This window comes from Paracoccus laeviglucosivorans (assembly GCF_900182695.1).
Classification (GTDB): domain Bacteria; phylum Pseudomonadota; class Alphaproteobacteria; order Rhodobacterales; family Rhodobacteraceae; genus Paracoccus; species Paracoccus laeviglucosivorans.
Map to the genome: position 1 here is coordinate 1 of NZ_FXTK01000003.1, position 12,504 is coordinate 12,504.

13 protein-coding genes and 1 pseudogene are annotated in these 12,504 nt (G+C 62.6%); 4 read left to right on the forward strand and 10 right to left on the reverse strand.

Annotated elements, in window-relative coordinates; all coding sequences use genetic code 11:
• Window positions 1-216, forward strand: a 216-nt coding sequence (locus FN835_RS03825; protein ID WP_142661891.1) for an NAD(P)(+) transhydrogenase (Re/Si-specific) subunit beta, incomplete at its 5' end; no start/stop codon positions are given.
• A gap of 83 nt (window positions 217-299) precedes the next feature.
• On the opposite strand, the gene FN835_RS03830 is transcribed toward FN835_RS03825, so the two are convergent.
• Both FN835_RS03830 and FN835_RS03835 read right to left on the reverse strand, forming a co-directional pair.
• Window positions 300-569: a hypothetical protein gene (locus tag FN835_RS03830; RefSeq protein WP_142661892.1), complete on the reverse strand. Its 270-nt coding sequence runs from the start codon at window positions 567-569 to the stop codon at window positions 300-302.
• Window positions 570-713: 144 nt separating this feature from the next.
• On the reverse strand, window positions 714-1,223 hold the full coding sequence (locus FN835_RS03835) for a L,D-transpeptidase family protein (protein ID WP_142661893.1): 510 nt from the start codon (window positions 1,221-1,223) through the stop codon (window positions 714-716).
• A 164-nt stretch (window positions 1,224-1,387) separates the two neighbouring features.
• Here FN835_RS03835 and FN835_RS03840 point away from each other — a divergent pair, with 164 nt between their 5' ends.
• Complete coding sequence (locus FN835_RS03840) at window positions 1,388-2,680, forward strand: DUF3422 family protein (protein ID WP_142661894.1); 1,293 nt, start codon at window positions 1,388-1,390, stop codon at window positions 2,678-2,680.
• Between the two features lie 131 nt (window positions 2,681-2,811).
• Window positions 2,812-3,153 carry an arsenate reductase family protein gene (locus FN835_RS03845; protein ID WP_425467449.1) on the forward strand — a complete coding sequence of 114 codons (342 nt, stop codon included), beginning with the start codon at window positions 2,812-2,814 and terminating at the stop codon, window positions 3,151-3,153.
• Here FN835_RS03845 and FN835_RS03850 read toward each other — a convergent pair.
• The 7 genes from FN835_RS03850 to FN835_RS03880 all read right to left on the reverse strand — a co-directional run bounded on the left by FN835_RS03850 (window position 3,150) and on the right by FN835_RS03880 (window position 10,193).
• Window positions 3,150-3,761 carry a YitT family protein gene (locus FN835_RS03850; protein WP_142661895.1) on the reverse strand — a complete coding sequence of 204 codons (612 nt, stop codon included), beginning with the start codon at window positions 3,759-3,761 and terminating at the stop codon, window positions 3,150-3,152. The two genes, FN835_RS03845 and FN835_RS03850, sit on opposite strands and share 4 nt — an antisense overlap.
• A 79-nt stretch (window positions 3,762-3,840) precedes the next feature.
• Window positions 3,841-4,824 (reverse strand): ABC transporter substrate-binding protein, encoded by a 984-nt coding sequence (locus tag FN835_RS03855; protein WP_221930394.1) that lies wholly within the window; start codon window positions 4,822-4,824, stop codon window positions 3,841-3,843.
• Between the two features lie 33 nt (window positions 4,825-4,857).
• Entirely contained in the window at window positions 4,858-5,796 is a 939-nt protein-coding gene (locus tag FN835_RS03860; RefSeq protein ID WP_246098646.1) for an ABC transporter permease, read from the reverse strand.
• Window positions 5,793-6,656 carry an ABC transporter permease gene (locus tag FN835_RS03865; RefSeq protein ID WP_142661897.1) on the reverse strand — a complete coding sequence of 288 codons (864 nt, stop codon included), beginning with the start codon at window positions 6,654-6,656 and terminating at the stop codon, window positions 5,793-5,795. The genes FN835_RS03860 and FN835_RS03865 overlap by 4 nt, the downstream gene beginning before the upstream one ends.
• Window positions 6,649-7,422, reverse strand: coding sequence for an ABC transporter ATP-binding protein (locus tag FN835_RS03870; RefSeq protein ID WP_142661898.1), 774 nt, complete (start codon window positions 7,420-7,422; stop codon window positions 6,649-6,651). Before FN835_RS03870 ends, FN835_RS03865 begins: the two co-directional genes overlap by 8 nt.
• Before the next feature lies 1 nt (window position 7,423).
• A complete protein-coding gene (hydA, locus tag FN835_RS03875) occupies window positions 7,424-8,875 on the reverse strand; it encodes a dihydropyrimidinase (protein WP_142661899.1) in 1,452 nt (483 codons plus the stop codon).
• A gap of 37 nt (window positions 8,876-8,912) precedes the next feature.
• Complete coding sequence (locus FN835_RS03880) at window positions 8,913-10,193, reverse strand: Zn-dependent hydrolase (RefSeq protein ID WP_142661900.1); 1,281 nt, start codon at window positions 10,191-10,193, stop codon at window positions 8,913-8,915.
• 190 nt (window positions 10,194-10,383) lie between these two features.
• Here FN835_RS03880 and FN835_RS03885 point away from each other — a divergent pair, with 190 nt between their 5' ends.
• Window positions 10,384-11,007 carry a TetR family transcriptional regulator C-terminal domain-containing protein gene (locus tag FN835_RS03885; protein WP_142661901.1) on the forward strand — a complete coding sequence of 208 codons (624 nt, stop codon included), beginning with the start codon at window positions 10,384-10,386 and terminating at the stop codon, window positions 11,005-11,007.
• A 30-nt stretch (window positions 11,008-11,037) separates the two neighbouring features.
• On the opposite strand, the pseudogene FN835_RS03890 reads toward FN835_RS03885, so the two are convergent.
• Window positions 11,038-12,458 (reverse strand): annotated as a pseudogene (locus FN835_RS03890) (mannose-1-phosphate guanylyltransferase/mannose-6-phosphate isomerase).
• Window positions 12,459-12,504: the final 46 nt, after the last annotated feature.

Consider the following 12,504-nt stretch of genomic DNA (forward strand, 5'->3'; position numbering starts at 1 on the left):
ATCGTGAACCCGGCGGCGCAGGAAGATCCCAACAGCCCCATCGCCGGGATGCCGGTCCTTGAGGTCTGGAAGGCGAAACAGGTCTTCGTGTCGAAGCGCGGTCAGGGCACCGGCTATTCCGGCATCGAAAACCCGCTGTTCTACAAGGACAACACCCGGATGTTCTATGGCGACGCCAAGAAATCCATCGACGCATTGCTGCCCATGATCGACTGATCCGGGCCCATGTGCCGAAACGATTAAGGCGGGCCAAAGGGCCCGCCTTTTTTGTCACGCCGATCTTGTGGTGGTGGTGGGTATCAAAGAGCCTGGAGCATGGATTTGATGACATCGGCGGGCAGGGCAGGGTGCAACGCCAGCTTCCGCGTGCGCTTTCCCCTGCGGGGGATAAGCAGGGCGCAGCGCGTCGCTACGGCCTGCGAACGCTCGGTCGAACTCGCGACAATGGCGCCGGCACGCCATTTCGACTTGGGACCGAAGCGCATGACAGACTCGATCTGGCCGGGGACATAGCCCTCGGTCTCGATCGAATCGATCAGTTCTTCGTGTATGACTGGGGGCAGATACATAGGCACTCAGTACGGTCTTGGGATTTACTTTCTGTTAATCCCTTGCCGGACAGAATGCCATCTGACCTTTTGAATAGGTCTGCCATACAAGAAAAACGTGCGCTTTCAATGGCTTTTGCAACTTTAGATTGAATTATCCCCAGATCAGGGGGCAATTATGATAGGCGTGCCTTCGCGCAACATGGCATAAATATCCTCCACTTCGTCATCTGTGACGGCGATGCAGCCGACCGTCCAGTCGCGGCGTTGGGGCGCCAGCACCCGGCCTTCTGGGCCTTGGCCATGGATGAATATGTCGCCGCCCGGCAGCTTGCCCTGCGACAGCGCGAACGCGGTATCGTTCGGATTGGGATATGAGACGCCGACCGACAGGTGATAACGGCTGTTGGGATTGCGGCGGTCGATATAGTAGATGCCTTCGGGCGTTTTTCCGTCACCCTCGAACTGCTTGTGCCCGATAGGTTGCGTGCCCAGCCCGATGTCATAGACTTTTACGGCGCGATTACCGCTGACCATATACATCTTGCGTTCGCTTTTCTTGACGATGACCTGCGTGATCGGCGGACCCTTGTAGGTCTTGAACTTGCTGGGCGCACAGGCGGCCAGTCCCAGAATCAGGCCAACGGCCAGCACTTTGACGATCCAGCTTTTCATAATCCTGCCCCATGGCGTTTATTTTGCGCCATTTTGCCTTGTGACGCGGTTTCGGGCAATGATGCGCCATTCACGAAAACCGGAGCCTGCGGCATTTTGGCTCATCCCACCGGGCTTATGCTTTCCATCTTGCTGCGTTTTGGGCGACTGTTATTCATGCAGATATGAAAGACGCAGCCGATCACCCGCTTCGCTACGAACTTGTGAATGAACTTCATGCCCGGCCTTCGCCGCGGCTGGAAGCGCCGTGCACCGGCGTCTTTCTGGCGATGAAGGAACCGATGGACGCGGCGAACCGTGACCGCGTGCGCGACGTTCAGCATCTGGCGCAGCTTTGCGCCCGCCACGGTGCACCGCGACCGGATCCGCAGGCCGGGCATTACAAGGCGACGCTGGGACGCCACAAGCTGCGCTGGGAAAGCCATACCGAATTCGTGACCTATGCCGCGTTTTCGCGCGGGCTGCCGCCACGACCCTTTGATCCCTCGATAGGCGAGGTTTTTCCCGCGGATTGGCAAACCACAGCGCCGGGAAAGCGCGTGGCGGCGGTGATGATCCATGTCGATATTCTGCCCGACGACCCGCGCGACGTTCTGCCCCGGCTTGAGGAATGGTTTGCTGCAGACAGCCTTGCATCGGTCTGGGTGCTGGACCAGTCGGCGGTGGTGGCGGGCGATTTCCGCATCGACCCGGCAGGCTGGATGCGCTTTGCGATTTTCGTGCGCCCGGACACCGCCTCTGGTCGCATCGGGCGGATCGTGCAGCGCCTTCTGGATCTGGAAACCTATCGCGCCATGTCGATGCTGGGTCTGGGCCGTGCCCGCGACCTGACGCAGCAGATGAATGCGCTGGACCCGCTGCTGAACGACATCGTTCAGGGCATGACCGACGATGCCCGCCCGGCCGAGGCGGTGCTGCAGGATTTGCTGTCGGTTTCGGCCCGGCTGGAAAGTGCAGCGACCACGCACAGTTTCCGCTTTGGCGCGACGACGGCCTATGAGGCGATTGTGATGGACCGCGTGGCCTCGCTTCGGGAAACGCGCTTCATGGGCGGGCAGATGCTGACGGAGTTCATGCAACGCCGCTATCAGCCCGCCATGCGCACCGCCAAATCGGCCGAGCGGCGGCTGACCGCGATGCTGGACCGCTGCGAACGGGCGGGCGAGTTGCTGCGCACGCGGGTCGATGTCTGGCGCGGCGCCCAGAACCAGGAGATCATGGAGCGGATGGATCGCCGCGCCGACCTGCAACTGCGCCTGCAGCACACGGTCGAAGGGCTGTCGGTCGTGGCCATCAGCTATTACGCGGTCGGTCTGTTGGGTTATGCGCTTTATCCGCTGGCTCATGCGCTGCACGTGGACAAGGCTGTGCTCATCGCGGGCCTGACGCCCGTGGTCGTGGGCGGGGTCTGGCTGGCCATGCGCCGCATCAAGGCCCGCCTGCACGCCGGGCATTGAGCCTTGGTCTTGAACCGACGATAATCCCGTCATTGCCTGACGGAGAAATTCATGCGCCTGATCCTGTCCCTTGCCGCGCTGCTGTGCCTTTCGGCTTGCGGCGGCATTCCTCTGATCCCCTTGGTGTGACCGTGAAAAAACTGAAGATGTATGGCCTCGGGCATTGCTCGACCTGTCAAAAGGCCCGTGCCGAACTGGAAGCGCAAGGCTGGACCGTCGATTTCCGCGACGTCAAGGACGCGCCGCTTAGCGCTGACGAATGGCAGACGATGATTGCCGATTTCGGTGACAAGCTGGTCAACCGCGCCAGCCTGACATGGCGCGGCATGTCCGAGGATGAGCGCGCCCAGACGCCACTGCAGATGCTGGAGGCCAAGCCGTCGCTGATGAAGCGTCCCGCAATCGTTCAGGCCGAACAGCGCCTGCTGGGCTGGACCGCCAACGTCAAACGCCCGCTGGGCGTCCCGGCCTAGGCGATGTAACGGTCGCGCCGGTGGTTGATCGCAATCACCAGATTAAGCACCAGCGCGCCCAAGGCCGACCATGCCACCGCCTGCCAGTCGCGCAAGCTTAGCGCGACGGCGAACAGGCAGGCATCGAATATCAGCTGCGTCCAGCCAGCGCGGAAACCCGTGGCGTCCTGCAGATAAAGCGCGACGATGCCAATGCCGCCCAGCGACGCGCCATGCCGAAACAGCGCCAGCAGTGCCGATCCGGTCATGCAGCCGATCAGCACTGCGCCCACGGCCGGATGAACCGCGCCGAACTGCAAAAAGGCCGGCAGCCAGCCAACCAGCAACGACAAAAGCGCAACTGCGATGAAGCTTTTGACGACAAAGCGCAGCCCCAGCCGCTTATAGCCCAGCCAATAGAATGGCAGGTTCACGACAAAGAACACCGGCCCGAACCCCCAGCCGGTCGCGTATGAAATCAGGATCGCCAGCCCTGCCGTCTGCCCGGTCACGAAACCCAGATGCGTCAGCAACAACACCCCGACCGAGGCCATGAAGCTGCCATAGGCAATTGCCTGCGCATCGTCGGTCAGATTGTGGCGGTTTGATTTCTGTGGCGTGGTTTCCATGCCGCCTCATGCCTTGCAGTGCGGCATCAGGCAAGGGCGCGAACGCCCCCGCGGTCTTTTTCCATGCCCCATGCGATGCTTATTGCAGCGCCTTGTCGGTGATCGCGTGGCTCCACGCCCCTTCAGGTGCCTTGGAGATCACGGGGTCCGATCCGCCCGACAGCAGCGTGTCCACGGTGCGCTGGTAATCAGCCTCCTCCAGCGCGCCGGTTGAACCGGCGGTCAGCTTGGCGACCTCGGTGGCCATGCGGGACTGATGCTCCAGCGTCTGTGCGCCGGTTTCGTCATTCTCCAGCACGATTTCGGCGGCTTCTTTGGGGTGTTCCTCGGCGTATTTCCAGCCTTTCATGCTGGCGCGGACGAATTTCACCAGCTTTTCCTGCATGGCCGGATCGTTCAGCGTGGGTTCCAGCACGTAAAGCCCGTCTTCAAGCGTGGCCACGCCCTGATCTTCGTATTTGAAAGTCACCAGATCCTCGGGCTTGATGCCTGCGTCCAACACTTGGCCATATTCGTTATACGTCATGGTGCTGATGCAGGCGGCCTGCTTTTGCAGCAGCGGATCGACGTTGAAGCCCTGTTTCAGCACGGTCACCCCGTCGGGGCTGCCATCGGTTTTCAGCCCCAGCGTATTCATCCACGACAGGAACGGATATTCGTTGCCCGAGAACCAGACGCCCAGCGTCTTGCCCTTGAAATCCGTCTTGGGGTCGGTGATCCCGGTTTCCTTCAGGCAGGTCAGCATCATCCCCGAGGATTTGAATGGCTGGGCGATATTGACGATGGGCAGACCCTTTTCGCGCGCGGCCAATGCGGCGGGCATCCATTCGACGACCACATCCGCGCCGCCCCCGGCCAGCACCTGAACCGGGGCTATGTCGGGTCCGCCGGGCTTGATGGTGACGTTCAGGCCCTCCTCTTCGTAAAAGCCCTTGTCCAGCGCGACGTAATAGCCGCCGAACTGGGCTTGCGTCACCCATTTCAACTGCAGCGTCAGATCGTCGGCGGCCTGGGCCGTTCCCGCCATCAGCGCAAGCGTGGCCGCACTTATCAGGTATTTCATCTCTCTCTCCACTGTTGACGGGGTCTGCGCCCCTTACGCGCGCTGCGAGGGGTGCCAGAAGGTCACCCGTTTCTCGATCAGTGCCACGATTCCATAGAACGCGGTGCCAGCCAAAGCCGCCACCAGAATTTCCGCCCAGACCAAAGGCATGTTCAACTGCCCCACGGCGGTGCTGATGCGAAAGCCCATGCCGCGCGTGGGGCTGCCAAAGAACTCGGCCACGATTGCGCCGATCAGGGCCAGCGTGGTTGTGATCTTCAGTCCATTGAACAGAAAGGGCATCGCATGGGGCAGGCGCAGTTTCACCAAAGCCTGCCCGTAGCTTGCGCCCCATGTCGCGATCTGGTCGCGGGCCAGCGCGTCGGTCGCGCGCAGCCCCGCGACCATGTTCACAAGGATCGGAAAGAACACCATGACCACCACGACCGCCGCCTTGGATTGCCAGTCGAAACCGAACCACATCACAAGGATCGGCGCGATACCGACGATCGGCAGGGCCGCGACGAAATTCCCGATGGGCAGCAACCCGCGCTGCAAAAACGACGAGCGGTCGATGGAAATCGCAGTGCCCACCGCCAGCGCGGCCCCCATCAGCCAGCCTGTCAGCGCGCCGCGCAGGATGGTCTGCACGAAATCGCCCCACAGCAGCGGGATATTCTGCATAAACGCCGTCCATATCTGGCTGGGCGCGGGCAGGATCACGGCGGGGATGGCAAAGACATTCACGGCCATTTCCCACATTGCCAGCAGCGTCGCGCCGAAAATCAGCGGGATGGCCGCTCGGGTCAGGCGATTGTCATAGTGTGCAAGCCAGACGTTGATCGCCCAGCCCGCCAGCCATGCGAACAGCAGCGGAAAATACCTTGGCGCAAAAACCAGCGCAGCAAGCGCCGGAGGGGCGACAAAGCTGGCCAGAAACTTCAACTGACGCAGCATCGACACGGTTGGCTCGCCCCAGAGTTCGCCCTTCATCGCGCCAATCCCATGCGGCGCAGCGTCAACCGCTCGATCCCGCCAATGACCGCGACCAAGGCGGCAGCAAGGGCCGCTGCGGCAAACAGCGCCGCCCATATCTGCACGGTCTGGCCGTAGTAGCTGCCAGACAGCAGGCGCGCACCCAATCCCGCAGTGGCACCCGCGGGCAATTCCCCGACGATGGTGCCGACCAGCGCCGCCGCCACCGCGACCTTGAGGCTGGCGAACAGATAGGGCATGGCCGAGGGCAGCCGCAGCCGCCAGAATGTCTGCCGACCCGAGGCGTTCCACGATCGCATCAGGTCCATCTGCATTGTGTCCGGCGTCCTTAGCCCCTTGACCATGCCGACCAGCACCGGAAAAAACGACAGCCAGGCCGAGATCATGGCTTTGGGCACCAGCCCCGTGACGCCTGCGCTGGCAAAGACCACGATCACCATGGGCGCGATGGCAAGGATCGGAACGGTCTGGCTGGCAATGGCCCAAGGCATCACCGACAAATCCATGACGCGGCTATGCACGATCCCCACGGCCAGCAGAATTCCAGCCCCCGCGCCAATCGCAAAACCCGCAAGTGTTGCCGACAGCGTGATCCAGCCATGCCAGACCAGACTGCGCTTCGAGGTGATTTTCTGTCCTACCACTCCGTCCCACAGCCCGATGGCGACCTGATGCGGGGCGGGCAGAACCGGGCGTTCCTGCACCATCGTCGCGCGGACCAGTTGGGGCAGGGACAGGCTTTGCCCCGCCCGCGCCGCCTGATCGCGGGCCCAGGGCGCGTTCATCCCGACCGCTGCCAGATACCAGACCAGCACGATGGCCAGCAGCACGGTCAGAATGGGTAGCAGCCTAGTCATAGCTGTGGCCTTCGCGCAGACCCTCGCGCACCTCTTGGGCGATGCGGATGAATTCGGGCGTATCGCGGATTTCCAGCGGTCTTTCGCGGGGCAGCGTGCTTTCGATGATCCGCGTGATCCGCCCCGGTCGTGGCGACATGACGACGATCCTTGTGGACAGATAAACCGCCTCGGGGATGGAATGCGTTACGAAACCAATGGTTTTTCCGGTTTTCCTCCAAAGCTCCAGGAGCGCCTCGTTCAATCGGTCGCGCACGATTTCATCCAGGGCGCCAAAGGGTTCGTCCATCAGCAGGATATCGGCGTCGAATGCCAAGGCCCGCGCGATGCTGGCGCGTTGCTGCATCCCGCCCGAAAGCTGCCATGGGAACTTGCCGCCAAAGCCCGCAAGTTCCACCAGTTCCAGAACCCGCGCCACACGCGCCTGCCGGTCCGCTTTGGAAAATCCCATGATCTCAAGCGGTAAGGAGATATTCCCCGAAATCGTCCGCCACGGATAAAGCCCCGGTGCCTGAAAAACATAGCCATAGGCGCGTTTCCGGCGCGCCTCATCCGTGGTCATGCCGTTGACGCTAAGATTGCCGCCGGTCGGCTTTTCCAACGCGGCGATGGTGCGCAGGAACGTGGTCTTGCCGCAGCCCGAGGGGCCGATGAAACTGACGAAATCGCCCTTTTCTATCCGAAGGCTGACATCCTTTAGCGCATGGACGGGACCATCGGCGGTCTGGAATGTCAGGCTGACATCGCGGGCATCGACGACCGCCAAATCACACCCCGCTTGCGGGAATGCCGCTGCGTTCGACCGGGCGCGGCGCGGTCAGCTCCTTCCATGCCGACAATGCGCGGTTGACGGCGGGCCGCGCCTCGCGTCCGACGAATTCGCCATGCCCTTCGCGGCTGTCCACCTTGCCATCGGCCACAGCCACCACGCCGCGCGTCAGGGTATAACGGGGCAGGCCGGTGACCTTCATCCCCTCGAAGACGTTGTAATCAATAGCGGATTGCTGACTGGCCGATGTGATGACCTTCTCGGCCTTGGGATCCCAGATCACCAGATCGGCATCGGCTCCGACCAGCACCGCGCCCTTTTTCGGGTAAAGGTTCAGGATCTTTGCGATATTGGTCGATGTGACGGCGACGAATTCGTTGGGTGTCAGTCGCCCCGTGCCCACGCCATGCGTCCAAAGCAGCGGCATCCGATCCTCCAGCCCGCCAGTGCCATTGGGGATCTTGGTGAAATCACCGATGCCGGTGCGTTTCTGCTGGGTCGTAAACGCACAGTGATCCGTTGCCACCACCGACAGACTGCCCGATTGCAGCCCCGCCCAAAGACTGTCCTGATGCAGCTTGTTGCGAAACGGCGGCGACATGACGCGCCGTGCCGCGTGGTCCCAATCGGCATTGAAATATTCGCTTTCGTCCAGCACCAGATGCTGGATCAGCGGCTCACCCCAGACACGTTTGCCGTGTTGGCGGGCGCGGCGGATGGCTTCGTGGCTGTCTTCGCACGAGGTATGGACGACATATAGCGGCACGCCCGCCATATCGGCGATCATGATGGCGCGGTTTGTCGCCTCGCCCTCGACCTGCGGAGGTCGGGAATAGGCGTGGCCTTCGGGTCCGGTATTTCCTTCGGCCAGCAGGCGCGCCGAAAGCTCGGCCACGACATCGCCGTTTTCGGCATGGACCATTGCCAGACCGCCCAGATCGCCGACGCGGCGGAAGCTGGCGAACAATTCGTCATCGTTCACCATCAGCGCGCCCTTATAGGCCATGAAATGCTTGAAGCTGGTGATGCCACGATCCACGACCTCGGCCATTTCATCAAAGACCTGCTGGCCCCACCATGTCACCGCCATGTGATAGGAATAGTCGCAATGCGCGCGGCCCGACTTGTTGTCCCACATCTTCAGTGCGTCCATCAGACCCTGACCGGGCGAGGGCAGCGCGAAATCCACCACCATCGTCGTGCCGCCCGCCAGCGCGGCGCGAGTGCCGGATTCGAAATCATCGGCGGAATAGGTGCCCATGAAGGGCATTTCCAGATGCGTATGCGGATCAATCCCGCCGGGCATGATCAGGCAGCCGGTCGCATCCAGCACCTTGTCACCCGACAGGCCCTGACCGATCGCGGCGATGCGCCCGTCTTCGATCAGCACATCTGCGGGATAGCTTAGATCCGCCGTGACGATGGTGCCGCCCTTGATGACCGTGCTCATGCCCTCATCCCTTCCTTTGTCGAAATCCCGCAAGTCGTCACGCCACGACCTCGGCCGTTTCCAGAACCGCGTGCAGCAGCACATCCGCGCCGGCCGCGGCCCATTCGGGGCTTATCTCCTCGGCCTCGTTATGGGACAGGCCATCAACGCAGGGGCACATGATCATCACCGTCGGCGCGACCTTGTTGACCCAGCAGGCGTCATGACCCGCGCCTGAGACGATATCCATATGGCTGTAGCCCAATCTTTCGGCGGCGCGGCGCACCGTGCCGACCAGCGTCGGATCGAAGGCGGGCGGGTCGAACTGGCCGACGATCTGGCTGTCGAATTCGCATCCCAAAGCGGCGCAGATGTCCGGCGCGCGGTGCAGGAATTCCTGCGCCATGTCCAGCAGCACGGGCAGCAGGTGGCTGCGGAAATCGACGGTGAAGACGACCTTTTCGGCGATGATGTTGCGGCTGTTGGGATAGACATCGATATGGCCGATCGCCCCCACCGCATCGGGCTGGTGCTTCATTGCGATTTCGTGCGCCAGCTCGGTCAGTTGCGCCAGACCACGCCCGGCGTTGCGCCGCATCCGCATGGGGGTCGAGCCGGTATGCTGACCCTTGCCCGTCACGGTGCATTCGATCCAGCGCAGGCCCTGTCCGTGGGTGACGACGCCGATCTCGCGGCCCTCGGCTTCGAGGATGGGGCCTTGTTCGATGTGATATTCGAACATGGCGTGGATCTTGCGGTCGCCGGGCTTTTCATCGCCGCGCCAGCCGATGCGCGTCAGTTCATCGCCGAAGCTGGCCCCCTTGGCATCCTTGCGGCCATAGGCGAAGTCCTGATCGATCACGCCCGCAAACACCCCCGAGGCCAGCATGGCAGGGGCGAACCGCGTCCCTTCCTCATTCGTCCAGTTGGTGACGACGATGGGGCGGCGGGTGCGGATGCCCATGTCGCGAATGGCGCGGATCACCTCCAGCCCCGCCAGCACGCCCAGCACGCCGTCATATTTGCCGCCGGTGGGCTGGGTGTCCAGATGGCTGCCGATATAGACGGGATCAAGCGAAGGCTCGGTCCCTTCGTGGCGAAAGAACATGTTACCCATCTGATCGACGGACATGACCATGCCCGCATCTTCGGCCCATGACTGGAACAGGCGGCGGCCTTGGCCGTCTTCGTCGGTCAGGGCCTGACGGTTGTTGCCGCCTGCAATGCCGGGGCCGATCTTGGCCATCTCCATCAGGCTGTTCCAAAGCCGGTCGCCATCGACCTTCATATTGGCCGTGGGCAGCGCAGCCGAAATCGTTCCGCCGGTGGCAGTGGTCATCGCGTCATCCTTCCTGTCTGGCCGCCGTCTTCTGCGGACGGTCGGTTGGATCGGTGGGGCATGGAGGCGCCACGCAACCCGCGAAAATATTGACCAGTTGGTCAGGATCAGGCTAGCACGGGGCGATTGGCAGTCAAGCGCCGCGATGTCGGGGCGTCGCGCGCCGCAGTCCGGGGGCAGGGGAAACGCGATGTCAGAAAAGCCACGCCGCGTCAGCCGCATCCAGAAAAAGAACCGCGAGGCGATCCTGGCTGCCGCGTTGCAGGAATTTTCGGCACGCGGTTTTGCGGGCACGACCATCGACCAGATCGCCGATGTGGCGGGCCTGTCCAAGCCGAATGTGCTGTATTACTTCGCCTCGAAAGACGCGATCCATACGGAACTGCTGGAGGCGTTGCTGGACCTGTGGCTGGGGCCGCTGCGCGAATTGCAGGCAGCGGGCGACCCGGCGGACCAGATCCTTGCCTATGCGCGCCGCAAGTTGGAAATGTCGCGGGACTATCCACAGGAAAGCCGGCTTTTCGCGAATGAGGTTTTGCAGGGTGCACCGCGACTGGCATCGATCCTTGGCGGGGCGCTGCGCGAACTGGTCGATGAAAAAGCCGCGCTGATCGCCGTCTGGATGGCCGAGGGACGGATCGCACGCACCGACCCGCATCACCTGCTGTTTTCGATCTGGGCGCTGACCCAGCATTACGCCGATTTCGAGGTGCAGGTGCGCGCGGTGCTGGGCGACGGCCATGACCCCTTTGCCGAGGCGCAGGGGTTTCTGGATCAGCTTTACCGACGATTGCTGCGGCCCGGCGCGGATTGAACGGGGCGCAGATCGCTGCGCCCCAACCGCCTAGCTGCGCGAATAGACGTCTTCGTAGCGCACGATGTCGTCTTCGCCCAGATAAACGCCGGTCTGCACCTCGATCAGGACCATCGGCACCTTGCCGGGGTTCTCCATGCGGTGGACCGCGCCCAAGGGCACATAGATCGACTGGTTTTCCGTCACCAGGGTCACGGTTTCATCCACCGTCACGCGCGCCGTGCCCGACACCACGATCCAATGCTCGGATCGGTGGAAATGCGATTGCAGCGACAGCGCCGCGCCGGGGTTCACCACGATGCGCTTGACCTGAAAACGGTCAGCCAGCGCCAGCGTTTCATACCAGCCCCACGGACGGTTGTCGCGCAGGAACGCCTCGGCCTGACGCGCGCCCTTGGTCTTCAGTGCGGCGACGGCTTTTTTGACGTCCTGCGCGCGGTCCATGCCTGCGACCAGCACGGCATCCTTGGTCGATACGACCATCACATCCTTCAGCCCGATGCCGACGACTTCGATGCCTTCATCCTGCGAGCGCAGCAGCACATTGTCGCAATCAATGGCGGTCGAGCGGTCATCCGTCACCGCCCCGCGTTCGGCAGGGACATCGCCCTGCGATTCACGCCAGATCGCGTCCCAGCCGCCAAGGTCCGACCAATGGCCGCTGAAGCGCACGACCGACAGGTTGTCGGCCTTTTCCAGCACCGCATAGTCGATCGACAGATCGGGCAGACGCTCCCACGGTTCTGGGGCAAGACGCAGGAAACCAGATCGCGCTTGGCTTCGGTCAGGGCGGCGCGCACGGGTGTCAGGAATTCGGGTGCGTGCTGTTCGAAAGCCGCAATCAGCGTCCGGGCCGAGAACAGGAAGATCCCCGCATTCCACAGGAAATTGCCCTGCGCGATCATCGCTTCGGCATTGGCCAGATCGGGCTTTTCGACAAAGCGTTTCAGCGTCACCGGACCTTCGCCCACGCCCTCGGCCTCCATGTAACCATAGCCGGTTTCCGGGCGGGTGGGCGTGATGCCAAAGGTGACGATCCGGCCCGCCAACGCGGCAGGAACGCCCAGATCGACGGCGCGGCCAAAGGCTTCGGTATCGGGGACGACGTGATCGGACGGCGCGACCAGCAGCAGCCCCTCGGGGTCTTTTTGCGCCACGGTCAACGCGGCGGCCAGAATTGCGGGGGCGGTGTTGCGGCCCGCAGGCTCGATCAGGATGCCTGCAGGTATGATGCCGATCTTGCCCAATTGCTCGCCGACGATGAAGCGGAAATCGGCATTCGTCATCACCAGCGGGGCGGCATAACGATCGCCCGACAGACGCTTGGCCGAAGCTTGGAACAGCGTATCTTCGCCCACCAGCGGCACGAATTGCTTGGGAAAGCTTTTGCGCGAAACCGGCCAAAGCCGCGTGCCCGAGCCGCCAGCCAGCAGAACAGGGGTAATCACCATGCCATCACTCCATCGGCGCGGGCGCCGTTTTCCTACGCTTTACGGG